Below are 26,851 nucleotides of genomic sequence, written 5' to 3'. Positions count from 1 at the left end.
AGAAAGAAAGAACCCGCGTATTCACTTACGCGGGTTCTTTCTTTCTAAGGACCCGCAAAGGATGCGGCCCACTGGAACATACCCCGTCTGCAGACAGGTCATCATGAAATGCATAAACGCTATTTCTGATCCTGCAGATGTCAGCTTATAAGATCAATGAAGATAAAATATACGCTTAATCAGAACTCATTAAATGCAACTCATTCCAACAGATTATACGGAATTCTTTCACTGGTTTAAGAAACATACAGAAACATACTGGAACAAGGACAGAGATGCTTCACCTGAAGAAAAATTATGTCCGGAATGGATACAGGGCGCAAAATGGATCGGTATGACTGAAGAACAGATAGACCATGTACAGGAAAAGTACGCCGTAGTCTTTACACCGGAACATAGGGCATTTCTGAGGATCTTACATACCATCGACCGTAAGGAAAGAGTATACAATGCCGGCGGCGATTACTACGAGCAGCCGTTCCTGTTTAACTGGCTGGAAGATGAAGAAGCCATCCGTTTAAAACTAAACTTCCCTTATAACACCATTCTGGACGATGTACTGCGTATGGGTTTCTGGCATAACAGGACATGGGGAGAAAGACCTGACAGTGACGAAGACAGAACAAACATATTCACCGAACTATATAACACGGCCCCTAAAGTCATCCCTTTAACCGGTCACCGTTACCTCGTATCAGATGCCACCCTGGAAAGAAAACCCGTGCTGTCTGTATGGGGAGCAGATATCGTCTGCTATGGCCTGGACCTCAGAAAATACCTGCTGCACGAGTTTAACGAACACCTCGATATACGTCATCGCAGATACGATGTAGAAAATGAACAGTGGGAATGGGTATTGAACGAAGAGTATAAAACCAGCTTCCTGTATGAGGACCAGTCAGCGGTAAGAAAAGTGAAGTTCTGGGGGGATTTTGTGATGTAAAACCTTACAATCCTATACGCGCTACTGGTTCCTCCCGCATCCAAAAAATGATATTTGACAGTTCTGATATAGATATTAAGTATGTCATATCCCCGCCCTTATCGCTAACTTTGCGGCTTTCTTACCGCAATTCATTGAAATGAGCACAACTATTACGCCTGCCTTAAAAGACCGTAGCAACGGTACCTGTGAACTTTGTACCACTGAAGAAGCGGTAATCGCCTTCGCAGTGAGCCCTAAAAATAATGACGTCATTGAAAATGAAGTGGCTATCTGTCAGACCTGCGCTGATGCCATGGAAAATCCGGATGCCGTTATGCACTGGCATTGTCTCGCAGGAAGTATCTGGAACGCAGAACCCAGCGTACAGGCATTGAGTTACAGACTGCTTTACAAACACAAAGACCAGGAATGGGCATCTGAGATCATAGATACTGTTGAACTGGACGAAGTTGTCAGTAACTGGGCGTTAAGCGCATTTCAGGTAAAAGAATTACACCGTGACAGCAATGGCACAGAATTGCTGCATGGCGATACCGTTGTACTGACACAGGGCCTGAACGTGAAAGGAGCCAATTTTATGGCGCCAAAAGGAACGATCGTGAGAAGGATCAAACTGGTACCGGATAATGTGGAACAGATAGAAGGAAAGATTAATGATCAGACCATCGTGATCCTGACGAAATATGTGCGCAAATCGTAGGCATAATGTTTGACTGTATACTAATACGGCCCTGCGATTATCGCGGGGCTTTTTTTTAACAAAACTACAGGCAAAATATCCTCCATCCCTCAACAGTCTTTTATCTTTTTATTTTTTTCATCGTTCCCGGATTTCCGTCCTTTAGAAACATCTTCCGGAGGAAATCCTCCTTCAGCTCAAAAGGCAAAGAAGGTTTTATTGTATCGAGGTAAGCCCAGAAATCAGGCGTACTGTCGCTAAACGGAAAAAATAAGATCGGTGAACAATGATGCCGCTTTGAAAAAGACAATTCCAGGGAGGACTGCAGTTCCTGTCTAGGGAGAACACCGTTATCTTTATGCTTCAGATAAAATTTATATAAAATACGCAGTTCCATTTTGGGGGGCTGTATGGTCAGATGCTCCTGTATTGCCTCCAGCCCCGCTATCGCCTGCTCCAGTTTACTATTTTCAATAGTCCATAAATTTCCGGTGCCGCTTGTGCCTGTTATCCCCGTTACACCAGCAAGCTGCGGCCCCAGTTGTCTAAGATCAAAAGCAGGATAGATATCCAGCACGATCCGTTCCGGTTGATCCGTTGCAGCGGTTGTAAAATCCTGTAAAAACTGCTTCGTCTCTGCCCACAGCGCAGGCAGGGTCAGTTTCTTCATGGGTTGCTGAAAAGCATCAGTCCGGATAGAATAAAGTATATAAGGCATTGTTAGCCCTAAAGAAAAGCGGTTCACTGTTAAAATGTATTAATCTGCTACGTTAAATGTATATCCTGTAAAAGTAAGTAAACTATCTTCCATATCCCTGATTTTCGCTAATACTACCTATCAACTTTCTCCCTATCTTCACTCCCACGATTAAACTTTTATCCTGTGAACTTCAAAACATTGTTGCTCAAAGACGCAATAGCGCAAGAATTGTTAAACTCCCTGGCCGCCGACTTCGAATCACTCCTGGAAGAATCAGAAGAGTTGATTGTAAGAATTTACGAGGGAGATACTGTACTGAATGACCCGATTGACCTGTACGACCTCTATTACGAAGAAAATGTAGCCGGTATCATTGTTAATGGCAACCTCAAAGTTAACGGCACTATCATTGACTACGAACTTGACACCTATTCCTGTTTCCTGCAGATCAAAGGATCCCTGAGCTGTCATACACTGGCTTCCGGATGTGCAGAAATACTGATCGCTGGTGATGCCAATATCACAGAAACACTCGTCGCATTTTACAACCACGGTACGCTTGAAATTGACGGTGATCTGAATACAAGACTGCTGGTGGTAGACGATCATGGTATTTCCATCTACGGTAAGACCAACGCCACTACCTATTGCCGCGGATGGCATATTAAGGGCGCTGACTACACAGACTGGCGGGAAATCCTGTTACCCGAAGTGGCGAACGAACTGCTGGATGAAAATGACTACCTCTTTGCCGGTGATGTTCGTCTGCTGAAAAAATTGCAGGACCAGGCCCCTGTCTTCAAAGAACAAGTAGGCAATTTCTCTGCTGAGAATAACCCTGTCGCCAGGGTGGCTACCTGGGCAGAGATCAAGCCCCTCATCCAGCACCTGGAATGTGAGTATGAAGAGTATCCTTTTGCCATCGCTGAAAAACAACCCGAACAGGAACTGGAAAAGGAAAAATTCCTCCTGTACGAAGGCAGAACTATCCTCGACGAACTGGACCTGGTAACCGAAGCGTACATGGGTATCATCGTCGTTGGTGATCTGATCGTAAAAGGCAGTATCATCAGTGAAGATACAGATGGCGCTACCTCACTTATCGTATTGGGTAACCTGAAGGCGAAGAACATGTGCGTTGGCGGACAACTCATCTACATCACCGGTTATGTCGACGTGGAAGAGATGATCATGGGTATCTACAACCACGGCGAAATGTACGCGAAGGACTATGTATGGTGTCCGGTAGTGATCAATGACGATTATCATTTCTATTTCACGCACCTGGCCGGCGTAAAGGTCCTCGATTTTACTGATGACGATGATAAGGATATCATCAAAGAAAAACTGATCGATGATCTGTTCGATGAGGAAGAATGGTTTGTGTATTACAGTGTAATCCGCGAAGGAAAACCTTTGCTGAAGGAACAGTCTTCACGTAAGATCGTTACCAAAGAAGACCTGGCCAATCTGATGAATATCCCCCTGTTCGGGCCTCAGTCTCACACCTTTGCCTTCAGTGAAGACGACTGGTATATTACCGTAGACAGAGGTGGTTATATCGACGAAGACGGCGACCCTGTGGCTTCATCCCTGATCGCGATCAACAGCGAAAAGGGCCGCTACCTGATGTGGTACATGGAAGAAGATGAAACTATCAGCACACTGGTGAAAGGTGCCGACGAGGAATGGGTACGGGCACAACCTAAATGGAGAAGCTGGATCTCAGAAGAGTTTACAGCTGTTGAGTCAATCATTTTACGAAAAGTACGCTGGAATAACAGGCACATCAAAGTCATCAATAATGAAGAACTCTGGGCGCTGATCTGGATGTTCAGAAATGACCAGGATGATGAGGAGTTCCGTGGCATTGCCAATGAAATATTTACGCGCGTAATACATGGCGCCCTCTTCCCTTTTGCCTACGTGTACATTACATTCGCTGAAAACAGTGAAGAACGTGGTCTGGCGGAAAGTCCTGAATCGATACACAGGGTAGCATTGCTGGATGGTCTGATCGCCAATGGCCTGATCACTGAGGTCTCTACAAGTGGCCCACTGGCAGAAAAAAGCGATGAACTGAATATCGTCACTGAATACACCTGGGGCTACAGTCCGGAACTGGATGAAAGTTATGCGAACAAACCGATCGACAGGGCCTTTATCTGCAGCGTGAACGAAGAACTGCTTTCCGTCAACGGCGCCTTACTGCGACTGGATATAGGTACCAGATCCTATATACTTGCCGGCATGAATATCGACGAAATAGAGCTGGCCACAGATCGAATGCAGGCATTAGGTATCAACGCCAAATATTTCACTACCGCAGATGAAAAAGAAGAAGCGTCATTGAAACAAGTAGCCGCTGCCATGCTCGCCATAGCCAAAGAAAATAACACCGAAGCGCTGCACCTGTTGCGTGACAGGGCGCCGTTATTATGGAACTACGTGTATAACGAGCGTGGTGATATCGCTTTCTGGCAGGAATGGATCGATGATTTTAAATCCTGGCTGATCCTTAAAGCGGGTGCTTCTCATACGTTCCGTGGAGAAGAAAATATTGCGCCTTTGCACCCTGATGTGGGGTTCTGGATAGACTGGTGCGAGAAATATGATGTAATCAGGGAAACTTCAGATACTTCCGTCCCGGATGAAGAATAATTAATCAGGCGTTTTCTATAGTCTGACTATACTTATCTACCCTTAGTGCTACGTTGTGAAGGCAGCACTAAGGGTAGATAAGTATAGTCTAAGTACGGAATAACGCATATTTCACTACTTATAATTTACCCCTTTTTAACTATATAAACAAAATAAAAGTCCAGTACCTTCGCAGTCCAAACAACCTCCTGCGAATGAGCCGAAATGACTGGACAAACGATAAATTGTTCGAACGGTTAATAAATAACCAGTCCACCCGCACCTACTGGGATAATATCAAAACATTGTGTTCCCGCCCGGAAAAGACCGTATTTAAACGTTGTGCTACGCTGACCAGATCACAGGTACAACGCGAAAGACGAATAGGGATAGATGTCCTTTCACAGCTAGGCGGCGCCGAACGTCCCTATCAGGCTGAGACACTTGCATTGTACCTCCGTATCCTGCCAAAAGAGACCGACCTGAAAGTACTGGAATCCCTGTTGCATGCTATCGGTCACAACAATACAGGAATGGATAATAAAGGCGCTGAAAAACTGGCCGCACTAAAAACACATCGTTCTGCGGTCGTACGTTTCGGTGTTGCCTGTGCACTTAAAGGCGTAGATACACCTGCCGCTATCGATACAATGATCACGTTCTCCGCCGATAAGGACAATGATATCCGCGACTGGGCCACTTTTGCACTCGGCTCACAGATCAACAGAAATAATAAAGCCATTCGTGAAGCCCTCTGGGCCAGAACAAATGATGCGAATGAGGATACGCGTATGGAAGCGATCGTCGGACTGGCAGTCCGGAAAGACCTCCGTGTACCGGACCTTATCCGCAGAGAACTACAGCAGGGCGACGCAGGTACATTGTTGTTTGAAGCTATTACAGAACTGGGTACCAGAGAGTTTCTGCCCGATCTCAAAAAGCTGCATAAACAATCGGCCAATGATACCACCATCCACCCTACCTGGCGGATGAAACTGGAAGAAACCATCGCTACACTGCAGCTATCTGCCTGACAAACAAAAACTAATCAATAGCTTTACCATAAACTGATCCATCACATGAGAGCGGCTGTCATTGACCTCGGTACGAATACCTTCCATCTGATCATCGCTGATCTTTCCGGTCAGGAGAAAAAGATCCTGTATAAAACCACTGTTCCGGTTTTATTGGGCCAGGGCCGTATCAACGAAAACATGATCATTCCCGAGGCTTTCGAAAGAGGGATCAATACCCTGAAAAACTTCAAAAGTATCATCGACGCGCATGCAACTACACTGATAAAAGCTACTGCCACATCAGCCGTAAGAAGTGCGGTAAATGGACAGGACTTTGTTGACAGTGCAAAGGAAATCGGTATCCATATCGATATCATCACGGGAGAGGAAGAAGCTGCCTATATTTTTAATGGCGTACGCGCCACAGGCATCATTCAGCAAACCTCGCTGGTCATGGATATCGGCGGTGGCAGCACCGAATTTATTCTCTGTAATAAAGAAGGACAGATCTGGAAGAAGAGCTATAATATTGGCGCAGCCCGTCTGATGCAGGCCTATTTCCACTCCGATCCGATGAGTCAGGGGGAACAGCAGTCTATCATTGACCTGCTCGACAATACATTGCAGGAACTGAAAACAGTCTGTGCCGCACATCATCCTGAGATGCTGATCGGTTCTGCCGGTGCTTTTGAGTCATTCGCCGCCATGCTGAATGACGGAGAAGAAATCACCGGTATAGCAGCCATGCCCCTGGATCTCACGCGTTACAAAGTGCTGGCATCACAGCTCATCGCTTCTACCCATGAAGAAAGGACCCACATGAAAGGACTGATCTCATTAAGGGTAGACATGATCGTTATCGCTGCCATTCTCACTAACTACATCCTGGAAGAGATCAGGATAAATGCACTCAGCCTGTCCACATATGACCTGAAAATGGGCATATTGTATTCATTATAGGGGAAGTCAGCATTTGTTCGCTGCGCAGCAGCAGTGGCGACGCTCCATTCAAAGTAAGTACTACTATCGGACAGGCAATCTGCAAGACAGCATCCTACGGGCTTGCAGACTACCAATATATCAGGCCTTTGCGTGTTTCTCTCTTCTGGCAATTTCAGCGGCATTGAGTTCACCATCTGGTATGGAGGCCGTCTGTACTTCTCCATCCGGCACATAACTCGCTATGATCATGCCTTTGGTACCTATCAGCGTTTCTACCAGTTTCCATTGCTGCGGGTTTGTTCCTTCCTGGAATAATTGCTTGCCTTTTCCCAACGTGATCGGGTGTATCCACATATGCAGTTCATCGATCAGGTGCTCCGCCAGCAATGTTTGTACAAGCCGGCTGCTACCATGTACCAATAACGCCGGACCATCTCCGTTTCTAAGTTGCTTTAGTTCATCTGCAACATTTTCACTGATTAGTGTCGAATTGGCCCAGGACAGGTCAACCGGTGTCGTACCCACCACATATTTCTGAATACGGTTAAACATCTCCCCTATCGGATGATCCCCATGATGAGGCCAATAAGCGGCAAATATTTCATACGTCCGTCTGCCTAACAACAGGTCAAATGGTTCCGACATGATCTTTGCCAGTTTCTGGTCTGTCAGGTCGTCTCCATAAGGAAAGGACCAGCCTCCCCATTCAAAACCATTGGAAGTATCTTCATCTGATCCACCGGGAGCCTGTAATACGCCATCCATAGTCATAAACATAGTAACGATGATCTTTCTCATAACAGTGTGATTATTTATGGTACAAAGCTACCGGATAGCGAGATATCGGATGCGGGGTGATTGAGACCCGCTACAGGCATTTTACGACTCAGGCGGACATATGCATAATAACGCATATTATTATATCTTTGCACCGCGTATACCCCATAAAACAATATGTACAAATGAGTGTTTGGAGAAGAAAAGCCATTGAATGTATGCCCGAAAACAGGACCGAACTGCAGGATCCGGGGACCTCTATCTATGGCGCATTCATCGACCTGTTGGCCGCCACAAAAATTGCCCATCAGCAAAAGGATACCGCAAAACTAAAAAGCTGTTACGCTTTTGCAGAATGGTGTTTCAGTCAGCGGGAAAAAGACCTCTGGAATGCAGCAGGAGTTAGTTTTTACGAGCATCTCGGAGACCATGCAATAACCCTTCAGGAAATGCCCAGGTGGGTCAAAAGAAGCATTTATATGCAGATACGGGACCTGCTGGTATTCAGACTCGGCGAAGACGCTGTAAAACAGATAGATAAGCGGTACCAGACCTTCTAAAGCCCTCGCCGGTAGTATTATCAAACTATAAAATATATCTTTACGTAAGTAATGTTCGTTTAAACCATCTTTATGTCTATCACAAAAACCCGCTGGAAAATTGAATCCGACAGGATCATTATCCAACCCTTTGGCCTCCTTTTTATTTTAGCAGGCGTATTAGCCCTGATCTTCGCCGGACTATTTATCGCCTTCCGGGCGATGGGCGAGCAAAACATTGTTGGAACAGGCCCTGTTGCATCATTCCTGTTCATCACACTTGCCCTGTTCTTTCTTGGTGGTTTTACGTATATCGTATTCGACCGTACGAATGGTGTGATGAAGAAAATGTTGTTTGGTTTTATTCCTGTCAGGAATATCCCCTTCAACAAGTTACAGGGCGTCAATATCGTCACCCAGGGATATGGTGGCTTTAGCTTCCGCCTCTTTACCAAAGCCCATAAATATGGCCGCGGTATTACGCTTTCTTCAGGATACAGCAAAGACACTGACAGGAATGCTACTGCATTCAGTAACGAAGTCGTTCCATTGATCCATCAGTTCCTCGATGCAGCAGATCCCCTGCCACAGGAAAAGCTGGAGGCAATTACGGACTTTAAGTACTTCATCCCTGATGGTGGTGTATACACCCTGAAAACAAGCAAGATCGGTCTGCTGATATTTGGTGTAGCCTGTTTTGCCCTCGGTATTCATGAATGTACATCTGCTGCCTGGATGAAAGACCTGAACCCGATCGGTAAAATACTCATGACCGCTGGTCCTATCGTATTCGGCGTACTATTGATCGCAGCTGCTTTCACAAAAGTGACCTTCAATACCGGCACCCGTATGATTGAAAGAAAAAGCCCGATCAGACTGGGCAATCTTCAGCATCCGTTTGAACACTTTGTGACTTTCCAGACCGTGCGAAAGACCTACAATGGACTTTATTCCGGTACAGAAGTACATATGTATTTTCAGAAACCGGGAGAGAATAAAGAGAAAGCAGTGGTATTGGCGTCTTTCAGAAATACACAGAAGATCGAACGCTTTATTCAGGAAGTGAATAGTATTATGAGATAGGAAATTACCTGTTATATAAAGAAGGGGCATTCGTCATGACGAATGCCCCTTCTTTATGCTATGGATCAAAGATCAATGTCCATGTTCTTCCCTCAATCCAAGGCGGTATATACAGTTATCTCCGATCAGCGAATCCCTGTTATTGTCATATTTGTAGTCTCGTCCCATTGTATAATTCCACAACAATTCATGAGAAATATATAATCCGTCACCTGCTTTTTCATTTTTAACCTGTATATACAGCTGCTTACTTTCACAAATACCGAAACTCAGCACATTCCCTTCCCCGAGATCATGATACAGACTATCCAGTTTCAGTTTCAAAAAATCAGGAACATTTGCAATATCATAGTTCGGATTGCCCTGAAAAAAAGTATAACATTCACTGGATTGCAAAACCGTATCCATCGTTTTGCCATCCGTTTCAATAACATAATTCCTGGCATTCCTGTAAGCCACAATGGTATCCGCATACCGGAGTAGAAAATCCCGCAGATCGTTATACCTGCTCATACCGGCAATCACCTGTTTGTCAAAAACAGCTGCATGCATAGCTGTATGTTTTTCTTTTTCTGTTGCAAAAGAAGGCCCTGAAAAATCACAGGCAGAAAGTAGGGTCAGCAAAAGTAACAGCAATGGTCGTTTCATATGCACTTTTAAAGTTAGTATGGGATATTAGCAAAGCGAAAATAACGTAAAATGTGACCGTTCATCATTAAAACAAGTTTTATACTATAATTCATTAATATTCCCGCGCCCCCCGAAAGTCACACCATACTGCCGGTTAACTGAACCTGACACTACTTATAACCATACTTTTTTCCGTTTATAAAATACGGGCTTGTCTATATAAGCAACTTTATATAATTTTAGCATCTGATGAAAAAGGGGTTAACTGGATTTTTTCTCACGCTGTTTTTTCTCCTGATTGGCGTATATCACCAGTCGTATGCTCGTACGAGCCACGACGATATCAGCTATGCCCTGAGAAGCGTGTTTGAGAATCCGGACTATTTACATCTTGCAACCACCTCTCACAGACACGGCCTGCATAAAACACTACATACGCCGGGTAAGTCTAAAAAGAATTATATAAAGATCTACGCCGCGGACAATGAAGAAGATGATGACATCACTTCTTTCAGAAAAGCCCTCGAAATACCCCGTGAACTTACCGCTTTCTTCGCTGACCATTTTACTGATCATTCTTCCCATCAAACGATACCAGGCTTACCTTCTGACAAGCCACTATCCTACTTTCCCGCAGATCGTTACATCATGTTCCTTGTAATCAGGATCTGATTTACCCACACCCGGTCATCTCCTTTCGGTTGTCCGGTTTTATAAGCTTGTTTTATTTACTCAACTACGTCCGATAGCATCGTCTATAAGGAATGCGCTTGTGTATTGCATCATATACATCTTAAACACAATTATCCGAATCAACATACCGCGCTGAAAAAGCAACATTACCATGAAAAGAATTGTCATGCTTACGGGCCTGGGGGCATTGCTTTGCCATACCAGCTGCAAACCATCTAAAGCCGAAGAAAAAGAAGGCGACAGCAAGTTTTTTGTTACCAATCCTATCAGGATGGACACCTCCGTCACAAAGGAATATGTATCACAGATCCGCTCTGTCCGGAACATTGAGATCAGAGCACAGGAAAGAGGCTATCTGGAAAACATCCTGATCGACGAAGGACAGTTCGTAAAGAAAGGACAACTCCTTTTCAAGATCATGCCGAAGATCTATGAATCAGAGCTGGCAAAAGCACAGGCAGAAGCCAAAGCCGCAGAGATCGAGTTACAGAATACGCAGGCATTGTCAGATAAAAACGTCGTTTCTCCCAACGAACTGGCTATGGCAAAAGCCCGGCTGGAAAAGGCCAATGCCGAAATGTCCCTCGCAAAAGTACACCTCGCATTTACAGACATCAGGTCTCCTTTTGATGGTTATATCGACAGACTGCCCCTCAAACTGGGTAGCCTCATCGATGAAGGTGAATTACTCACTACCCTGAGCGATAACAGTGAAATGTTCGTCTACTATAATGTCTCAGAACCGGAATACCTGGATTACAAGAACAGTGAACAGAATGGCGCCAAAACAAAGGTGAATCTGCTGGAAGCCAATAACGAGCAGTTTAAATATCCTGGCGTCGTTGAAACTATTGAAAGTGAGTTCAATAATGAAACAGGTAATATCGCCTTCAGGGCCAAATTCCCTAATCCGGATAAACTCCTGAAACATGGTGAAACCGGTAAAGTGCTGATGACCGTTCCATTAAAAAATGCACTCATTATTCCGCAGAAAGCGACCTACGAGATCCAGGACAAGAAATATGTATTTGTGGTAGACAAAAACAATGTGCTGAAATCAAGAGAAGTCGCTATCGAGGCACAAATGCCTGACCTTTTCGTCGTAAAAAGTGGTGTTACTGAAAATGACAGAATACTGCTGGAAGGTGTACAGAAAGTGAAAGACAATGACAAGATCACCTATCAGTTCCAGGATCCTGCTACTGTCATCAATCACCTCAGACTAAAAGCGGAATAGTGTAACCATTAAAATACATGTAAAATGTTCAGTAATATTATTAAAAGGCCCGTCCTCTCTATAATGCTCTCACTCATTATAGTGCTCCTGGGGGTATTGGGTATGATGAGTCTTCCGGTAACGCAGTTTCCTGCGATCTCACCCCCTACTGTAAAAGTGACGGCCGAATATCCCGGCGCCAACGGTGAACTGCTGGTAAAAACAGTGATCATTCCACTGGAAAGAGCCATCAACGGGGTACCCGGCATGAAATACATGACCTCCGATGCGACCAATACCGGTGAGGCCAATATCCAGGTGGTATTTGACCTGGGTACAGACCCTAACCTGGCAGCACTGAATGTGCAGAACCGTATCGCAAAGGTGATCAACAAACTGCCTCCCCTGGTAATACGCGAAGGCTTGCTGACCAGCCTTGAACAACCAGCGATGCTGATGTATGTGAACCTGCACAGTACAGACAAACATACAGATGAAAGGTTCCTGTACAACTTTGCCGATATCAATATCCTGCCGGAACTCTCCCGTCTGAAAGGGATCGGTAGTGCCCGTATCCTGGGTACGCGTGAGTATTCAATGCGTATCTGGCTGAAACCAGACAGAATGCTGGCCTACAAGATCTCTGCAGAAGAAGTCATGAAAGCGCTCAATGAACAGAGTCTGGAGGCTTCTCCGGGTAAAACAGGCGAAAGCTCCGGTAAACGTTCGCAGGCATTCGAATATGTAATGAAATATCCCGGCAGGTTCAGCACGAAGGAAGAATACGAAAATATCATCCTGCGGGCCAATCCCAACGGAGAACTGCTCCACCTGAAAGATGTGGCAGATATCGAATTCGGAAGCCTGTTCTATGATATCTACTCCGATCTGAATGGTAGTCCGTCGGCAGCAATCGTATTAAAACAATACTATGGCAGTAATGCCAGTCAGGTGATCAGAGAAGTAAAAGAGAAACTGGAGCAGATCAAGTCCAGGTCCTTCCCTGCGGGAATGGATTATGAGATCAGTTATGACGTATCCAAGTTCCTGGATGCCTCCATTGAAAAGGTATTGCATACCCTGGTAGAGGCCTTCATCCTCGTTGGTATCGTGGTATTCCTCTTCCTGGGTGACTGGCGCTCCACGCTCATCCCGGCACTGGCCGTACCAGTGTCACTGGTGGGTACGTTTATATTCATGCAGTTCCTCGGACTGACCCTCAACCTGATCACCCTCTTTGCCCTTGTACTGGCTATTGGTATCGTGGTGGACAACGCCATTGTGGTGATTGAGGCCGTACACGCGAAAATGGCAGAAGAACACCTCTCGCCTTATCTCGCGACGAAACGGGTCGTCCATGAGATCAGCGGTGCGATCATCGCAATTACGCTGGTAATGGCGGCCGTGTTCATTCCGGTGGCCTTCATGTCTGGTCCGGTAGGGATCTTCTACAGACAGTTCTCCATCACCATGGCAACGGCTATTATCCTGTCCGGTGTGATCGCATTGACGCTCACCCCTGCCCTGTGTATCATGATGCTGAAGAATACCCACGGACAGCCAAGAAAGAGAACACCGATCAACAGATTCCTGGACTGGTTCAATAACCGTTTTGATAAACTAACCGGCCGATATACCCGTCTCTTACGCAGGATCGTCAACCGCAGGGTCATCACCTTCGGTATACTGATCGGCTTCTGTGCCGGTACCTGGTTCCTGAGCAACACCGTTCCTCCGGGCTTTATCCCAGCGGAAGACCAGGGTATGATCTACGCGGTGATCCAGGCGCCTCCCGGCTCTTCGCTGGAAAGGACCAACGAGATATCCAACAGATTACAGAAAATAGCAGAAAAGATCGATGGCGTACAATCTGTTTCCTCACTGGCAGGTTATGAGATCCTGACCGAAGGTACAGGGTCTAACTCCGGTACCTGTCTGATCAACCTGAAAAGCTGGGAAGAACGTAAACATTCGGCAGAAGAGATCATCCAGGAACTGGAAGAAAAAGCCAAAGATATACCCGGCGCTGTGATAGAATTCTTCCAGCCACCGGCCGTTCCCGGTTATGGTGCTGCAGGTGGTTTCGACTTACGCCTGCTCGATAAAACCGGCACTAACGACTATAAGAAAATGGAAGCCGTAAACAGGGATTTTGTAGAAGCATTGAAGAAACGTAAAGAACTAACAGCCCTGTTTACGTTCTATAGCGCCAGCTACCCACAATTTGTCCTGCATATTGACAATGCCATCGCACAGCAAAAAGGCGTGACAATTGCCAATGCGATGCAGACACTGTCTACACTGATCGGTAGTAACTACGAGACCAGCTTTATCCGCTATGGCCGTCTTTACAAAGTGATGGTACAGGCAGGTCCGCAGTACAGATCGATGCCGGAAGATATCATGAAACTGTATGTCAAGAATGACCATGATGAAATGGTACCGTTCTCCACTTTCATGAAGATGGAAAAGGTTTACGGTCTGAATGAGATCACCCGTTACAACATGTTCACCTCTTCTGCGATCAAGGGCTCTCCGGCGCCGGGATATAGTAGTGGTGACGCGATCAAGGCCATTCAGGAAGTAGCGGCGCAGAGTTTACCAAGAGGCTATGATATTGACTGGGGAGGTATGACCAAAGACGAAGTAGGACGTGGCAATGAAGCGATCTACATCTTCCTTATCTGTCTCGCATTCGTATACATGATCCTGGCTTCACAATATGAAAGCTTTATGCTGCCACTGGCGGTAGTGCTTTCACTGCCTGCGGGTGTGTTCGGCGCCTTCCTCTTCCTGAAATTACTGGGACTGGAAAACAATATCTACGCACAGGTAGGTATGGTGATGCTGATTGGTCTGTTGGGTAAGAATGCCGTACTGATCGTGGAATTTGCCGTACAGAAACACCAGTCAGGCGAGTCCGTATTCCGTTCGGCGGTAGAAGGTGCGAAAGCGCGTTTCCGCCCGATCCTGATGACTTCCTTCGCCTTCATCGCAGGTCTGATACCACTGGTATTTGCCACAGGCCCGGGTGCGATCGGTAACCGTACCATCGGTACAGCTGCTGCAGGTGGTATGCTATTCGGAACCATCTTCGGGGTTATACTCGTACCGGGCTTATACTATTTCTTCGGTAAAATAGCGGAGAAACACAAGCTGGTGAAACATGAAGAAGAGCTTCCTCTAACTGAAGAAATTGAACACAATGTTTAAAGGAAAAAGATACAGATATATCGTAGGAGGCTGCATCGCGCTGGGTTTCACCGCGTGCAGCATTCCTAACGCCGTTGAAAAAACAGAGAATAAAAACACACCTGCCAGTTATAATACATCATCAGACACCACCAATATAGCCAGTATCAAATGGAAGGAATACTTCACGGATCCTTATCTGGCAGCACTGATCGATACCGCATTACAACATAACCAGGAGTTGAATATCACCCTTCAGGAAATTGAGATCAGCCGGAATGAGATCAAAGCCAGAAAAGGGGAATACCTCCCGTTTGTAGGCATCAAAGGTGCGGCGGAAGTAGAAAAGGTGGGCCGTTATACCAGTCAGGGTGCTGGTGATGCTACTACAGAGATCAAACCGGGAAAAGAAATGCCGGACCCGCTGCCTAACTATCTGGTAGCGGCCTACGCTACCTGGGAGATCGACATCTGGCACAAGCTGCATAATGCCACCAAAGCGGCTGTGTCCAGGTACCTGGCATCCGTTGAAGGCAGGAACTTCATGGTGACAGGGCTCATCGCAGAAATCGCTAATTCTTACTACGAATTACTGGCACTGGACAATCAGCTGACCATCGTAAAACAGAATATCGAGATTCAGAATAATGCGCTGGAAATTGTAAAGGTGCAGAAAGAAGCCACCAGGGTCACCGAACTGGCGGTACGCAAATTCGAAGCAGAAGTACTGAAGACAAGAAGTCTGCAGTATGATATCCAGCAGCAGATCACAGAAACCGAAAACAGGATCAACTTCCTGCTGGGCCGTTATCCGCAGCCAATCGCCAGGAATGATGAAGCCTTCGGTAAAGCACTACCGGCAACGATACATCCCGGCATGCCTTCACAGCTGCTGGCTAATCGTCCGGATATCAAACAGGCAGAGTTGGAACTGACAGCAGCAAGACTGGATATAAAAGTAGCGAAGGCGCAATTCTATCCTTCCCTGGGTATTTCAGCAGCACTGGGTTATGAGGCTTTTAATCCTTCCTATCTGCTCAAGACACCGAAATCCCTGCTGTATTCCATTGGGGGCGATCTGATAGCTCCACTGGTGAATAAGAACGCTATAAAGGCTGCTTATGCCAGCGCAAACGCCAAACAGATCCAGGCCGCATATAACTATGAAAGAAGTATCCTGAATGCGTATGTGGAAGTAGCCAATCAGTTGTCGAAGATGCAGAACCTGCAAAAGAGCTATGACCTGAAATCACAACAGGTAGCCGCTTTGTCGCAAAGTATCAATATTTCAAATGATCTCTTCAAATCAGCGAGAGCGGACTATATGGAAGTACTGCTGACACAGCGCGATGCACTGGAGTCCAGGTTTGAGCTGATAGAAACACAGAAGGAGCAGATGAGTGCACTGGTGAATATTTATCAGGCACTGGGAGGTGGCTGGAATTAGTACCGGATAGACGATCGATTGACGATCAGGATGTATATTTAAACAATAAGGCCCGCCTTTCCAGGCGGGCTTTATGTTTTATGCAAATCAATTACTTATACAGTACCGCCGTCAGGCCAGTTCTTCCAGTGGTTATTAGCCGCTTTTGTTGGCTGATAACATGCAGGATCACCTGTCTCGAGCATCTTTGCGATCAGCTGAAAAGCTTCTGCTTCAGAAGGCTTCTCCTCTGCTGCCAGATCATTATGATGCCATTCATCCAGTCGTAATACCAACGGCAGGTCCTTCGGTATCCTGTCCCTGATCTCCTCTTCCCTCGCCAAAAATCCTTCCCTGTGGTCAACCACAATAGCCCGTAAAAACTCCCATGTACGAATGGCAGGCGCACTTTCCAGTTCCACACCACGCGCGCTGTAATAAGCAGGATCATGTGAAATGGTGATCTTTTCTCCATTCAACAACATAGAGACTGCTTTCGGGTGCAGCATATCCCTTTGTTCGGGATCAAAGGTATCCCCGTCTTCACTATCGTCTGTTGACGTAAAGAAATTAAAGTTTTGTAAACCAGGTTCAAACGGCAGACAATTACCAAAAAAGTAAAGACAGTTTTCCATACCTGCATGGCCACGTGCACGGTAATTATACCCTATCACTTCGACCAGTAAGATCCATCTTTCCTTGTCTCCATAGGCCGACAAACGGGAATCAGCCAGGTAAACATACCCGTTGTCCAGCATAGGGAACTCAAACTTCTCAGCGTAGGCATCGAGTTGAGCCAGTATATCGGCGGCAGTAAATGTTGCCTGAAATGTTGTATCCATTCAATCCTTTTTAGAATAGTGCATCAATGTATAAAATTTCACCGACAACATTCCTATAAATAAAAAGGCCCGCCAAACGGCAGGCCTCTTATACTCAGTGTGTGTTAAAGAAATACCCAGGTTAGTATTTATCGTTCTGGGTGTATATTTTGGTAGCATCCATCGTTGACTGAGGGATCGGATAGATCCTTCTGTATGGCTGAGACGCTGGTTTTGCAGTACCTGCCAGATCAAATTTACCGAAACGGATAGCAGCCTTTCTTCTGTACATTTCCCAGTACATTTCGTAACCGGTTTCGTTATACAGACCCTGTTCTGTCAGCGTAGTCAGCTCTTTACCAGGAGCATTGTTGTACAGTGCTTCACGGGTTCTTGTAGTACGTAATTTATTCAGATCAGCCAGCGCCAGGTCACCCTGGTTTTTACGGAAGTAAGCTTCTGCTCTCATACAATACATACCACCCAGACGGTACAGAGGAATATCCACGTTGCTGGAGCTGTTATCTCTCTCAGGATCGAATTCAAATTTGAATACACGTACACCCTGATTGATCTGTGCCTGTGTAAATACAGACTGAACCGGATTATCGAATTTCAGCTCAGGCGTAAAGTCCATTGGCAGAGAAGTATTCTTTTCGCAGGTCAGTTTGCTTACTTTGATACGACCATCAGTTGTCATTTCAAAAGTACCGTTAGGCAGCAGTTTCGGACCATATTGCTGACCAGCCAGCAGACCACGGTTGAAGTGGAACCAGGGCAGGGAAGCACTGTTTGGAACGATGCTGGTAGCAGGTACACTTACGTCAGTACCATCGTTCATGAACCAGGTACCATCAGCATACTGATAGTGACGGGAGAAACGAGGGTCATCGTGGTTGTTATCCCAGGTGCTGTAAAACTCAGGAGTGATACAGGAAGCGTTCGTACCTCTGTTAGCAGGAGAAGGCTTCTGGTTTCTTTCCATAGACATATAAGCAAAGTCGTTGTCGCTGTTACGCAGGGTGTTGATCTGCTGAACAACAACGAAGATCAGCTCAGGAGCACCAGTGTTGCTGATATCGAAGTTTTTGAAGTAGTTGCTTTCCAGGTGGAACGCAGGATCGTTAATGAGTTTTGAAGTATACTCAATTACTTTATCCATATCGGTACCTGTACCGCCTACTGCAGCTTCGTCAAATTTAAAGCTGGCAGCATAACGGTCTTTGAATACAGCACGGTTCAGGTACATATCAGCCAGCAGTGCATAAGCAGCCTGTTTGGTGAAACGACCATTGTGTGTGTTCTGTTCTTTCAGGTTAGCCAGATCAGGCAGGATGGCTTCTACGTCTTTGATCAGTTCATCGATCGCGTCAGCAGCTTTTCTTACAGTTGCCGGTGCGTTTACATCAGCCGGATCACGGTAAGGAGCCTGTCCGTACATATCCAGTGTATGGAAGGTATAAAAATCCAGCAGACCTTTTGCTTCTGCCAGGAACAGCTTTTTGTTAGCGAAATCAGCTTTACCGTTGATCGCACTGATAGCTGTCAGGGATTTGGTGATACCTGCGTTCAGCGCGTTCCAGGTATTGGTTACAACAGAGTTGTCAGGCGCCCAGGTGAACTCGTGTACAGCACGCCATACACCACCGTCACCCCAGTCACTACCACGGGTAGGCAGCAGGGCCTCATCTGTAGAATATTCCTGTAAAGCGAATACGTTACCATGGTCCACGAAGGTACCATCGCCCAGCTGACCATAAGCGGCTGCCAGTGCATTCTCAGGATTTGAATTGTTTGAACCCAGTACCTCATCGATCACTTGTTCTTTGAGGTCTGTACAACCCGTCATTGCAACAGTCAGTGCAACGCAGGCCAGTATATGAAGTTTAAATGATTTCTTTCTCATGATCTAATCTCTTAAAATTTAACTGTTGTACCGAAGAGGAATGATTTTGCAGCCGGATAAGTCGTGTAATCGATACCCAGGGACTGGTTACCACCAACTGTCTTAGTCGTGTTCACCAGTGGATCGTAACCAGAGTAACCAGTGATGGTCAGCAGGTTAGATGCACTTACGTACACGTTAACGGATTTGATCCACTGTACGCGCTCAAGCGGTAAAGTGTATCCGAGACGCAGGTTGCTTAAACGAACGAAGTCAGATTTCTCCAGGTACAAAGTTGACAGCTGTACAGCATTTGCAGGGTTTGCATTTGCTTCATAGAACTTTCTCAGTACGTTACGGTCAGATGCAAGGCTGTTGATGTTCAGATCCAGTGCAGTGTTGTTCACCAGGTAACCGCCTGTCTGTCCGATCACTGCAAATGACAGGTCGAACTTCTTGTAGCGCAGCTGGCTATTCAGACCAAAGTTGAAGTTAGGAATAGCACCCTGGAAGATCTGTCTGTCGGCAGCGTTGATCACGCCGTCGTTGTTTCTGTCTTCAAAGATATCTTTACCATCCTTGTCATAACCCAGGTGTTTCAGCATGAAGAATGAACCAGCTTCGTAGCCATTCTTGTAGATGTTAGCGTTAACACCAGACAGACCAGGACCGGAAATGCTACCGGAGTAGAGTTCAGAAACCGGCAGGTCTTTGATCTTGTTGGAGATAGTCGCACCGTTCACATCCAGTGACCAGTTGAAATCTTTTGTATGGATCAGGGTAGTTCCCAGGGTGAACTCGAAACCTTTGTTCACGATGCTGGCGTCTACGTTTTTCCATACAGTAGTGGTTGGGCTCAGCGGACCAGATGGGATGTTCAGGATAGGATCTTTGGTAGTCTTGTTATAGTACTCCACGGAACCATATAATTTACCCTTGAACAGGTCGAAGTCAGCACCGATGTTATACTGTTCAACCATTTCCCATTTCAGGTTCGGGTTAGCAGTACGGTTTACGAGTACACCATTTACTACTTTCAGGTCATCATACAGGTAGTAACCTGCTGAAGTAGCCAGAGAGTAGCTGGCCTGTGTGATCTTGTTCGGAACTTCCTGGTTACCTGTCTGACCCCAGCTAGCTCTCAGTTTTAAGTTCTGAATAGCGCTGATATCTTTCATGAAACCTTCCTGAGACAGGGTCCAGCCCAGTGCAAAGGATGGGAAGTAACCATATTTTTTACTTTCACCGAAACGGGTAGAGCCATCTGCACGGAGGGAGGCTGTTACCAGGTAACGGTTGTCGTAGTTATAGTTTACACGTCCGAAGTAAGACTGTAATTCGTTCTCCTGTGCATAACCACTTGGAATGGTTGGTGTACCGGAATAACCAGGGTTGTATTCAGGATCTACACCCTGTCCCTGTTTAGCGATATTGATCATACCGAAAGCGGTACCAGCGAATTTAAACTGCTGATAAGAGAAACCACCCAGTACTTCAAATGTATGCTTATCGATAGAACGGTTGTAAGTCAGGTACTGATCCAGCAGGGTTGTATGTGACTGCAGGTTGTTCTGTGCATAAGCGCCCAGTGGCGTTCTGTCCGTAATGTTCGGATAGATCGTGGAGTTACGCTCAGAAGTAGACTTATCGATACCGTAGTTGATACGATAGTTCAGACCTTTCAGCAGTCTCAGGGACGCTTCAACGTTACCCAGTACGCGGAAAGTGTTGGTTTTATCTTTATAGATGCTCAGCAGGTAAGCAGGGTTATAGTGAGCGTTCATGTTAAAGTTGGTGTAACCACCCAGAGAGTCATATACTGAACGGGTTGGGTTAGCCATCAGGGCATGAATGATCAGCTGACCATCAGAACCTGCGGTGTTACCGTTCGGGATACCGGTTTCATCGATATCACTTGCAGTCAGGTTCAGTTTAACAACCAGGCGTCTGTCGTCGAAGAAAGATTCCTCCGCGTTCAGTCTTGCAGTTGTTCTTTTGAAGGAGCTGGTTTCAACGATACCATCCTGGTCCATGCGGGACAGAGAGGCCATGTAGCTACCAGTGTTGGTAGTTTTAGCGAAAGACAGGTTATGGTTCTGTGTAAACGCATTGCGATAGATCACATCCTGCCAGTCAGTGTTGCCTTTGTGGTCATAAGCCGGATCTTTGATCGCTTTACGATATTCGTCAGCATTCAGTACGTCCAGTTTTCTGATCACTTTAGAAGTACCGAGGTACGCATCGTAAGTCAGTGTAGACGTACCTCTGCTACCACGTTTGGTAGTGATCAGTACCACACCGTTAGAACCTCTTGCACCGTAGATAGCCGCTGCAGAAGCGTCTTTCAGTACGGTGATGGTTTCAATATCGCTGGTGTTCAGGAAGTTCAGGGGGTTTTTGGGCTCAGAAGAACCCAGACCGAAGTCTGTACCACCTGCACTCACGTTATCATTACTCAATGGAATACCATCCACTACGAAGAGCGGTGTACTACCACTACGGATAGAACCCACACCACGGATGAATACATCCACACCTGCGCCAGGTTCACCGCTGGACTGTGCGATACGCACACCAGATACTTTACCCTGGAGCATGTTGTCAACAGATACAGTTACGCCCTGTTTGATATTGTCTGCTTTCAACTGGGTCAGTGCGCCGGTTACATCTGCCTTGGTCTGGCTACCGTAACCTACCACTACCACCTCACCCAGCTGGCTATTGCTGCCTGACAGGGTAATACGCATTGGCGTGCTGGTAGCTACCACTTCCTGTTGGGTGTAACCAATGAAGGTGATCACCAGTTTGTCGCCTGCAGCTCCCTGCAAGGTAAATTCTCCGCGCTCGTTCGTCGTTGTACCCTTGTTGGTGGCCAGCGATTTGATCGAAGCGCCTGGTATCGGCGCACCATCAGAACCGACTACCACTCCCTTGATAGGTTCCTGACGGGCTACCTGATCATATACAAAATGACCTGCCGCGTTGGCCATGGAAGGGCTTACGGCTGAAAGCCATACCGCTACCATTAAAAGAAACTGCTTGTTCATGCAATCTACTATTATGCTTTATGTAAATAGAAATGTTTAAAAATGACCTGACGGTCATCGCCCCTCTTTGGTTGTGTCGGATTTCTCTTAAATTGCGCAACGTGGACTAGTCTAATCGAGAGCTTTCTGGAATGCTACTGATGCAATATATAGACTCTAAAGCAAAATCAATGAAAATAACATCGATAGTGTAAATTTTGTTGTGTTGCGCGTAAAAATCCCCCATAGGTAAGCATCGTTTTGAAAACCGGGTGTAATATTAGTACGGTTTCCGGAATTTTAATATTAAGACAAGGTTATGTTTATTTTAATTCCGGCCATACGATCCGCGAAAGCCCTATAAATCAATGGGACTACTCATTATTCTTCGCCTGCTTTTCCCACTCGTTTCTTGGTCTACCGACCAGTATATCATGCTCGCAATTCCATAAGGAAACGTCCGTCTGTGAAACAACCAGGTGCTCTTTCCAGCCTGCGAATTTCTCATACAGGCGCAGGGTACATATATCTGTTGCCGTGATAAAAGCACCTGTTTCCGGAAGATGTGTATGCATCGTTGTAACGGAGTCTTCCGGCTTACTGTACTTCAATACCATGATATCCTTATGTAGCTTTTTAGTGCCTGTCAGCTTATTCTGCTGGTCAAAGGTCAGCAGATAATCATTGCCGAAAATAACGACACCTGATACACTGGGACCTGTAAGCACATAGACTTTCCTGACATTATTGCGAACAAGCGGAATGATATTCAGACTGGTATTCTTATAATGTTTGAAGAGCGTATCCGTCCTGATAGCCTGTTGTGCCACAACCCTCATGCCGTACAGGATCGCTTCTTCCGGTGTAAAAGCACGTCTGTCAGCTACTACCTTTGCTTTGTCCAACCGATAGCTCGCATCAAAAGAAACTGCGCAGATAACGCCCGGATGCTCCTCCCGGGAATAAAAAACGCATATAGCGGAATCTCCCTTTGTATAGGAAAAATAACCTCCTAGCTCGTCCTTTAGATTAGGATATTTTTCAAGCGCGAGGTCTGTTCCATACCAGGATGCCATTTCACTGCTGTAAAGATTTGCGCCTTCCACTGCGATCTCCGCCAGTTCCTCCGTTTGTGCCCGTAGTGAACTCCAGACGGTATTTAGTAACAACAAAGTGATAAGGATAGCTCTCATAGATATATTTGTGGCGCAAATATATTAATTTTCAACACATTGGATCAATCTGGGGACATTTCAGGCATGTAAAAAGCCGGAAATGAAGCCATTACGGTCGAATGCTTCATTTCCGGCTATCGGGGTTTAACAGGGTCTGTCTCCCTTATTTCGCGTACTTCTTCTCAAAAGCATCAGAAGCCTTGTTTACTTCCTCTGCTGCCTTTTCGAATGCACTATTGATATTATTCAGTGCTTTTTCTTCTTTAGCCGATGTCGTCTCGTCAGCAACACCCGCCTTACGGATAGTGATCAACTCCTTATAATCATCTGTAACAACCTTTCTGTAAGTCTGGAGACCAGTCAGCACGCCCTTCTGCAATACATCATCGCCCTTATAACTGCCCAGATCTTCCACTTTCTTTATCTGCTTATCCAGCGCTTCAGACCAGGTGCTTCTTGCCTGTTCCGCACGGGTATAATCTTTCGAATTCATGGCCTCGTTCATACTTTCAATCTGCTTTTCATTGTCATTGATCACGGTGATCAGCTCATTGTTGTAGGTAGCTACATCCATGGATGAATTACAGGCTGCCAATGTACAACCTAATGCCAGTGCGAATAAGGAGGTTTTCATTTTTACAAACATGTGTACAGTTTTATGTGTTTTTCAATACAACAAAATTAAACTGCATGGCAGGCTGTTCATATCCCGGAATTCAACTATTTTTCACAACAAAGATTACGCCTCCTACTGTTCCATGGCCTGTTGCACCCTGGCCTGTTCAAGAAACTCCCCGCTCAGACAGGCAAATGGCAGCCCTTTACCCTTATCCAGTAATCGCTGCAGACTGTTGATCGTCTGATTCCAACCCTGTTCACAGATCGCCCAGCATTCAAATGCAGGTGTCAGCCCTTCATGTATCAGGGTTAATGTTGTCTCCGTTCCCTGAACGGTAATGTTCCAGATAACGTTTGTACCTACCCATTCTTTGGGATTATCCACAGGCCTGGTGCCCGGAGGCGCCTGCTGATGCGTGTCCATACAATACCATTCTACCTTCTGATCTTTCACAAGGTTTGCGATCCTCATCTGAAAGAACGAAGGACCAAACCTTACAATAAACACATCATCCAACTCCTTTGACGCGCCTTCAAAAGCCTCAGACCACCATTCAGGTATCCGTTGTGTAATGGCATTAAATACATCCTGCGGAGCAGCAGCTATCTTGATTGAGCGCTGATAATCGGGTGTTTTCATCTGTTTTGATTTAATGAATAAACTTTATCAAAACTAGCCAGAATACCAGCTGCATACTGGTGGCAAAAATGACAATTAAGCAGGACAATCCTGCCATCCCCCTATACTAATTCAATTGATTGGACGTAACTTGTACTTACGAAATAAAAAGGTATGCGCATCGCTGTTTTAAACTACCCTGACGCCGTCCCCACCTGTGTAACAGGTCCGGCAGATATATGGAGCGGCATGGCCCGTATGTATCCTGTTCTTACAGGTATACCGTTAAGAAAAGATATTCAGATCGATTTTATCACACCTGTTGATGGAAAATTATATGCAGGTGCACCGGCATCACCGCAAACAAGGAAACTTGCCGCTAAAGAAGTATATGACCTGATCATCATCCCGGCCATGCGTTTTGAAAAGATCGAACTGGTAGTCGCCAGGGAACAGCTGCTGATCAAATGGCTGCAACGTCAATATCTGCAGGGTGCTGAACTGGCCAGTATATGCGTGGGCGCTTTTATGCTTGCCGCGACAGGGCTACTCAGTGGTAAAAAAGCCACTACCAACTGGCTATTTGCAGATAAATTCAGGAGTCATCATCCCGAAATAGAAGTGGAGGATGATAAGGTCATTGTTGACCAGGGACGTCTGTACTCCTGTGGAGGTGCTTTCAGCTTTACCAGCTTTATGATCTACCTGATCGAAAAGTTCTGCGGACATGAAGAGGCAGTCATCGCATCAAAAATTCTCATGATCAACGTACATGAGCAGCCACAAAGCACCTTTTCTATCTTTCAGTTCCAGCACACCCACGCAGATGAAGCTATATCAAAAGCACAGCAGCATATCGAAAAGAACTTTGGTCAGCCGATTACAATCGATCAGCTGGCCCGTCACTGTAATATGAGTGAACGTAATTTCATCCGGAGGTTTGAACAGGCAACAACCAATACGCCACTGGAATACATACAGCGGGTGCGGGTGGAGGCCGCCAAGAAAATGCTGGAAGGAAAAAATGAAGGCATCGAACAGATTGCTCCTAAATGCGGGTATGAGGATACTGACTACTTCAGAAAAATATTCAAAAGGTATGTGGCAATGACTCCCCGTGCCTACCAGGAGAAATACGGAAAAAGTTAAACGGGATCAGCCCTCAACTCTCCTGAAACAATCCGTAATTCGTAGCCACTTCCGTATCCGACACCCTGAAAGTAAGATTGATCCGCGCCCCGATATTCCTTGAAGTCTTCGGCACATGGTGCTCATAATGCTCCTGCATCGTTGCTCCCATCAGCAGAAAACTCCCATGTGTCAGCGGAATATCCAGCGGCGCTACATCCTTCCGCCCCTTATGTCTGACCTTAAACAAGCGTGTCTCTCCAAAGGTCACAGACGCAATCGCATAATGCTTACCGCTGGAAGAAGGGTTATCGCTGTGCCAGGATACAGAATCCTGTCCGTCCCGGTAATAGTTCAGTAATACACGATTAAAGGTAATGCCACAGGCTGTTTCTACGGCTGCCTTGATATCCAGCAATACAGGTGTCCAGGTATAGCCATTCTGTCCGCCGTAAAAAGCAGTCAGACGGGGATCCGGCAACGTTTTATCATACATCTTACGGGTACGCTGCTGCCAGGGCGTAGTTTCTCTTAATACACTGAAATATTCATCAGAAGCTTTTTTCTCAAAAAAACGCTCCCATAACTTTAACTCCGTATCAGGTAACTGGAAATCAGTAAAACGCTTTTGCCCCTCGTCAAACAGGTCGATATCCTCAAAAAGTGTCATAGGCTACAAAGATAACAAAAACGGCCAAAATACTAATAATCTTAGTATATAGACCGTCTTTTATCTATTTCTTCCTTTCAATGAATAGTTTAGGTTTATTGCTTTGGCTCCTGGTTGTCTGATAAAGCCTCCAGCTCTCTGAATACTCCCAGTAATGAACGCCCTTTATCCGTCAGCACATATTCAATATGCAGCGGCTTTTGTTTAATGATCTGCTTCTCCAGCATCACCTCTTCTACCAGCTCATTCAGGGCTACCGACAAGGATTGCTTATTCGATCCGGGAATCTGCCGTAACAAATTACTGAAACGCAAAGGTCCCTCTACCGCCAGTCTGAAGATCTGCGGCTTCCACTTGCCAGACAACAGTTTCAGCAACTTCTCCGCATCACATTCCGGCTGGCATTTTATCTCCCTGTTAGTAGTCATGT

General features: G+C 45.9%; 23 protein-coding genes. 12 read left to right on the top strand and 11 right to left on the bottom strand.

Annotated features, from left to right (window positions below; translation table 11 throughout):
- The first annotated feature begins 193 nt into the window (after positions 1 to 193).
- Both BMZ72_RS00955 and BMZ72_RS00950 read left to right on the top strand, forming a co-directional pair.
- Positions 194 to 943: a hypothetical protein gene (locus BMZ72_RS00955; protein ID WP_089804355.1), complete on the top strand. Its 750-nt coding sequence runs from the start codon at positions 194 to 196 to the stop codon at positions 941 to 943.
- Positions 944 to 1,082: 139 nt separating this feature from the next.
- Positions 1,083 to 1,646: a PhnA domain-containing protein gene (locus BMZ72_RS00950; RefSeq protein ID WP_089804353.1), complete on the top strand. Its 564-nt coding sequence runs from the start codon at positions 1,083 to 1,085 to the stop codon at positions 1,644 to 1,646.
- A 100-nt stretch (positions 1,647 to 1,746) separates the two neighbouring features.
- Here the strand turns inward: BMZ72_RS00950 and BMZ72_RS00945 are convergent, their stop codons facing one another.
- Entirely contained in the window at positions 1,747 to 2,343 is a 597-nt protein-coding gene (locus BMZ72_RS00945) for a hypothetical protein (protein WP_089804351.1), read from the bottom strand.
- Positions 2,344 to 2,508: 165 nt separating this feature from the next.
- On the opposite strand from BMZ72_RS00945, the gene BMZ72_RS00940 reads away from it, so the two are divergent.
- From BMZ72_RS00940 to BMZ72_RS00930, 3 genes are all read left to right on the top strand, one after another.
- Entirely contained in the window at positions 2,509 to 4,986 is a 2,478-nt protein-coding gene (locus BMZ72_RS00940; RefSeq protein ID WP_089804349.1) for a hypothetical protein, read from the top strand.
- Positions 4,987 to 5,129: 143 nt separating this feature from the next.
- A complete protein-coding gene (locus BMZ72_RS00935) occupies positions 5,130 to 5,999 on the top strand; it encodes a hypothetical protein (protein ID WP_317043479.1) in 870 nt (289 codons plus the stop codon).
- A 45-nt stretch (positions 6,000 to 6,044) separates the two neighbouring features.
- Positions 6,045 to 6,941, top strand: coding sequence for a Ppx/GppA phosphatase family protein (locus BMZ72_RS00930; protein ID WP_089804346.1), 897 nt, complete (start codon positions 6,045 to 6,047; stop codon positions 6,939 to 6,941).
- 120 nt (positions 6,942 to 7,061) lie between these two features.
- Here BMZ72_RS00930 and BMZ72_RS00925 read toward each other — a convergent pair whose 3' ends face one another.
- Positions 7,062 to 7,721 carry a dihydrofolate reductase family protein gene (locus BMZ72_RS00925; RefSeq protein WP_089804344.1) on the bottom strand — a complete coding sequence of 220 codons (660 nt, stop codon included), beginning with the start codon at positions 7,719 to 7,721 and terminating at the stop codon, positions 7,062 to 7,064.
- Positions 7,722 to 7,885: 164 nt separating this feature from the next.
- On the opposite strand from BMZ72_RS00925, the gene BMZ72_RS00920 reads away from it, so the two are divergent.
- Together BMZ72_RS00920 and BMZ72_RS00915 are read left to right on the top strand one after the other, a co-directional pair.
- Entirely contained in the window at positions 7,886 to 8,260 is a 375-nt protein-coding gene (locus tag BMZ72_RS00920) for a DUF7674 family protein (RefSeq protein ID WP_143087560.1), read from the top strand.
- Between the two features lie 72 nt (positions 8,261 to 8,332).
- On the top strand, positions 8,333 to 9,322 hold the full coding sequence (locus tag BMZ72_RS00915; RefSeq protein WP_089804340.1) for a hypothetical protein: 990 nt from the start codon (positions 8,333 to 8,335) through the stop codon (positions 9,320 to 9,322).
- Positions 9,323 to 9,394: 72 nt separating this feature from the next.
- Here BMZ72_RS00915 and BMZ72_RS00910 read toward each other — a convergent pair whose 3' ends face one another.
- The gene (locus BMZ72_RS00910) at positions 9,395 to 9,970 is read right to left on the bottom strand and encodes a hypothetical protein (protein ID WP_089804337.1); all 576 of its coding nucleotides are present in this window, start codon (positions 9,968 to 9,970) and stop codon (positions 9,395 to 9,397) included.
- Positions 9,971 to 10,201: 231 nt separating this feature from the next.
- On the opposite strand from BMZ72_RS00910, the gene BMZ72_RS00905 reads away from it, so the two are divergent.
- The 4 genes from BMZ72_RS00905 (at position 10,202) to BMZ72_RS00890 (ending at position 16,500) form a co-directional block, all read left to right on the top strand.
- Positions 10,202 to 10,624: a hypothetical protein gene (locus tag BMZ72_RS00905; protein WP_089804335.1), complete on the top strand. Its 423-nt coding sequence runs from the start codon at positions 10,202 to 10,204 to the stop codon at positions 10,622 to 10,624.
- 172 nt (positions 10,625 to 10,796) lie between these two features.
- Positions 10,797 to 11,882, top strand: coding sequence for an efflux RND transporter periplasmic adaptor subunit (locus BMZ72_RS00900; protein ID WP_089804333.1), 1,086 nt, complete (start codon positions 10,797 to 10,799; stop codon positions 11,880 to 11,882).
- A 24-nt stretch (positions 11,883 to 11,906) separates the two neighbouring features.
- A complete protein-coding gene (locus BMZ72_RS00895; RefSeq protein ID WP_089804332.1) occupies positions 11,907 to 15,074 on the top strand; it encodes an efflux RND transporter permease subunit in 3,168 nt (1,055 codons plus the stop codon).
- On the top strand, positions 15,067 to 16,500 hold the full coding sequence (locus BMZ72_RS00890; RefSeq protein ID WP_089804330.1) for a TolC family protein: 1,434 nt from the start codon (positions 15,067 to 15,069) through the stop codon (positions 16,498 to 16,500). The genes BMZ72_RS00895 and BMZ72_RS00890 overlap by 8 nt, the downstream gene beginning before the upstream one ends.
- A 95-nt stretch (positions 16,501 to 16,595) precedes the next feature.
- On the opposite strand, the gene BMZ72_RS00885 is transcribed toward BMZ72_RS00890, so the two are convergent.
- From BMZ72_RS00885 to BMZ72_RS00860, 6 genes are all read right to left on the bottom strand, one after another.
- Positions 16,596 to 17,321 carry a DUF7003 family protein gene (locus BMZ72_RS00885; protein ID WP_089804328.1) on the bottom strand — a complete coding sequence of 242 codons (726 nt, stop codon included), beginning with the start codon at positions 17,319 to 17,321 and terminating at the stop codon, positions 16,596 to 16,598.
- Positions 17,322 to 17,442: 121 nt separating this feature from the next.
- Complete coding sequence (locus BMZ72_RS00880; RefSeq protein WP_089804326.1) at positions 17,443 to 19,206, bottom strand: RagB/SusD family nutrient uptake outer membrane protein; 1,764 nt, start codon at positions 19,204 to 19,206, stop codon at positions 17,443 to 17,445.
- Positions 19,207 to 19,217: 11 nt separating this feature from the next.
- Positions 19,218 to 22,232: a SusC/RagA family TonB-linked outer membrane protein gene (locus BMZ72_RS00875; protein WP_089804324.1), complete on the bottom strand. Its 3,015-nt coding sequence runs from the start codon at positions 22,230 to 22,232 to the stop codon at positions 19,218 to 19,220.
- Between the two features lie 353 nt (positions 22,233 to 22,585).
- Complete coding sequence (locus BMZ72_RS00870) at positions 22,586 to 23,404, bottom strand: hypothetical protein (protein ID WP_089804323.1); 819 nt, start codon at positions 23,402 to 23,404, stop codon at positions 22,586 to 22,588.
- Between the two features lie 145 nt (positions 23,405 to 23,549).
- A complete protein-coding gene (locus tag BMZ72_RS00865; RefSeq protein ID WP_218155188.1) occupies positions 23,550 to 24,032 on the bottom strand; it encodes an LIC11966 family surface protein in 483 nt (160 codons plus the stop codon).
- 102 nt (positions 24,033 to 24,134) lie between these two features.
- Positions 24,135 to 24,644 (bottom strand): SRPBCC family protein, encoded by a 510-nt coding sequence (locus tag BMZ72_RS00860; RefSeq protein ID WP_089804320.1) that lies wholly within the window; start codon positions 24,642 to 24,644, stop codon positions 24,135 to 24,137.
- Positions 24,645 to 24,797: 153 nt separating this feature from the next.
- Here BMZ72_RS00860 and BMZ72_RS00855 point away from each other — a divergent pair, with 153 nt between their 5' ends.
- Positions 24,798 to 25,772 carry a GlxA family transcriptional regulator gene (locus BMZ72_RS00855; protein WP_089804318.1) on the top strand — a complete coding sequence of 325 codons (975 nt, stop codon included), beginning with the start codon at positions 24,798 to 24,800 and terminating at the stop codon, positions 25,770 to 25,772.
- Positions 25,773 to 25,785: 13 nt separating this feature from the next.
- On the opposite strand, the gene BMZ72_RS00850 is transcribed toward BMZ72_RS00855, so the two are convergent.
- Positions 25,786 to 26,421 (bottom strand): alpha-ketoglutarate-dependent dioxygenase AlkB family protein, encoded by a 636-nt coding sequence (locus BMZ72_RS00850; protein WP_089804316.1) that lies wholly within the window; start codon positions 26,419 to 26,421, stop codon positions 25,786 to 25,788.
- Between the two features lie 95 nt (positions 26,422 to 26,516).
- Positions 26,517 to 26,849 (bottom strand): winged helix-turn-helix transcriptional regulator, encoded by a 333-nt coding sequence (locus BMZ72_RS00845; RefSeq protein WP_089804314.1) that lies wholly within the window; start codon positions 26,847 to 26,849, stop codon positions 26,517 to 26,519.
- Between the last annotated feature and the right edge of the window lie 2 nt (positions 26,850 to 26,851).

Origin of the sequence: Chitinophaga sp. YR627 (genome assembly GCF_900114995.1) — a bacterium.
GTDB lineage: Bacteria > Bacteroidota > Bacteroidia > Chitinophagales > Chitinophagaceae > Chitinophaga.
This window is presented reverse-complemented; position numbering and strand designations above follow the sequence as displayed.

What these genes read in the sequence shown, in the direction of transcription:
- BMZ72_RS00855 (WP_089804318.1), top strand. Translation starts at nt 24,798, where the DNA reads ATGCGCATCGCTGTTTTAAACTACCCTGACGCCGTCCCCACCTGTGTA.
- BMZ72_RS00945 (WP_089804351.1), bottom strand. Translation starts at nt 2,343, where the DNA reads ATGCCTTATATACTTTATTCTATCCGGACTGATGCTTTTCAGCAACCC.
- BMZ72_RS00895 (WP_089804332.1), top strand. Translation starts at nt 11,907, where the DNA reads ATGTTCAGTAATATTATTAAAAGGCCCGTCCTCTCTATAATGCTCTCA.
- BMZ72_RS00890 (WP_089804330.1), top strand. Translation starts at nt 15,067, where the DNA reads ATGTTTAAAGGAAAAAGATACAGATATATCGTAGGAGGCTGCATCGCG.
- BMZ72_RS00910 (WP_089804337.1), bottom strand. Translation starts at nt 9,970, where the DNA reads ATGAAACGACCATTGCTGTTACTTTTGCTGACCCTACTTTCTGCCTGT.
- BMZ72_RS00865 (WP_218155188.1), bottom strand. Translation starts at nt 24,032, where the DNA reads ATGTTTGTAAAAATGAAAACCTCCTTATTCGCACTGGCATTAGGTTGT.
- BMZ72_RS00885 (WP_089804328.1), bottom strand. Translation starts at nt 17,321, where the DNA reads ATGGATACAACATTTCAGGCAACATTTACTGCCGCCGATATACTGGCT.
- BMZ72_RS00905 (WP_089804335.1), top strand. Translation starts at nt 10,202, where the DNA reads ATGAAAAAGGGGTTAACTGGATTTTTTCTCACGCTGTTTTTTCTCCTG.
- BMZ72_RS00875 (WP_089804324.1), bottom strand. Translation starts at nt 22,232, where the DNA reads ATGAACAAGCAGTTTCTTTTAATGGTAGCGGTATGGCTTTCAGCCGTA.
- BMZ72_RS00920 (WP_143087560.1), top strand. Translation starts at nt 7,886, where the DNA reads ATGAGTGTTTGGAGAAGAAAAGCCATTGAATGTATGCCCGAAAACAGG.
- BMZ72_RS00860 (WP_089804320.1), bottom strand. Translation starts at nt 24,644, where the DNA reads ATGAAAACACCCGATTATCAGCGCTCAATCAAGATAGCTGCTGCTCCG.
- BMZ72_RS00950 (WP_089804353.1), top strand. Translation starts at nt 1,083, where the DNA reads ATGAGCACAACTATTACGCCTGCCTTAAAAGACCGTAGCAACGGTACC.
- BMZ72_RS00900 (WP_089804333.1), top strand. Translation starts at nt 10,797, where the DNA reads ATGAAAAGAATTGTCATGCTTACGGGCCTGGGGGCATTGCTTTGCCAT.
- BMZ72_RS00845 (WP_089804314.1), bottom strand. Translation starts at nt 26,849, where the DNA reads ATGACTACTAACAGGGAGATAAAATGCCAGCCGGAATGTGATGCGGAG.
- BMZ72_RS00925 (WP_089804344.1), bottom strand. Translation starts at nt 7,721, where the DNA reads ATGAGAAAGATCATCGTTACTATGTTTATGACTATGGATGGCGTATTA.
- BMZ72_RS00930 (WP_089804346.1), top strand. Translation starts at nt 6,045, where the DNA reads ATGAGAGCGGCTGTCATTGACCTCGGTACGAATACCTTCCATCTGATC.
- BMZ72_RS00850 (WP_089804316.1), bottom strand. Translation starts at nt 26,421, where the DNA reads ATGACACTTTTTGAGGATATCGACCTGTTTGACGAGGGGCAAAAGCGT.
- BMZ72_RS00880 (WP_089804326.1), bottom strand. Translation starts at nt 19,206, where the DNA reads ATGAGAAAGAAATCATTTAAACTTCATATACTGGCCTGCGTTGCACTG.
- BMZ72_RS00870 (WP_089804323.1), bottom strand. Translation starts at nt 23,404, where the DNA reads ATGAGAGCTATCCTTATCACTTTGTTGTTACTAAATACCGTCTGGAGT.
- BMZ72_RS00915 (WP_089804340.1), top strand. Translation starts at nt 8,333, where the DNA reads ATGTCTATCACAAAAACCCGCTGGAAAATTGAATCCGACAGGATCATT.
- BMZ72_RS00955 (WP_089804355.1), top strand. Translation starts at nt 194, where the DNA reads ATGCAACTCATTCCAACAGATTATACGGAATTCTTTCACTGGTTTAAG.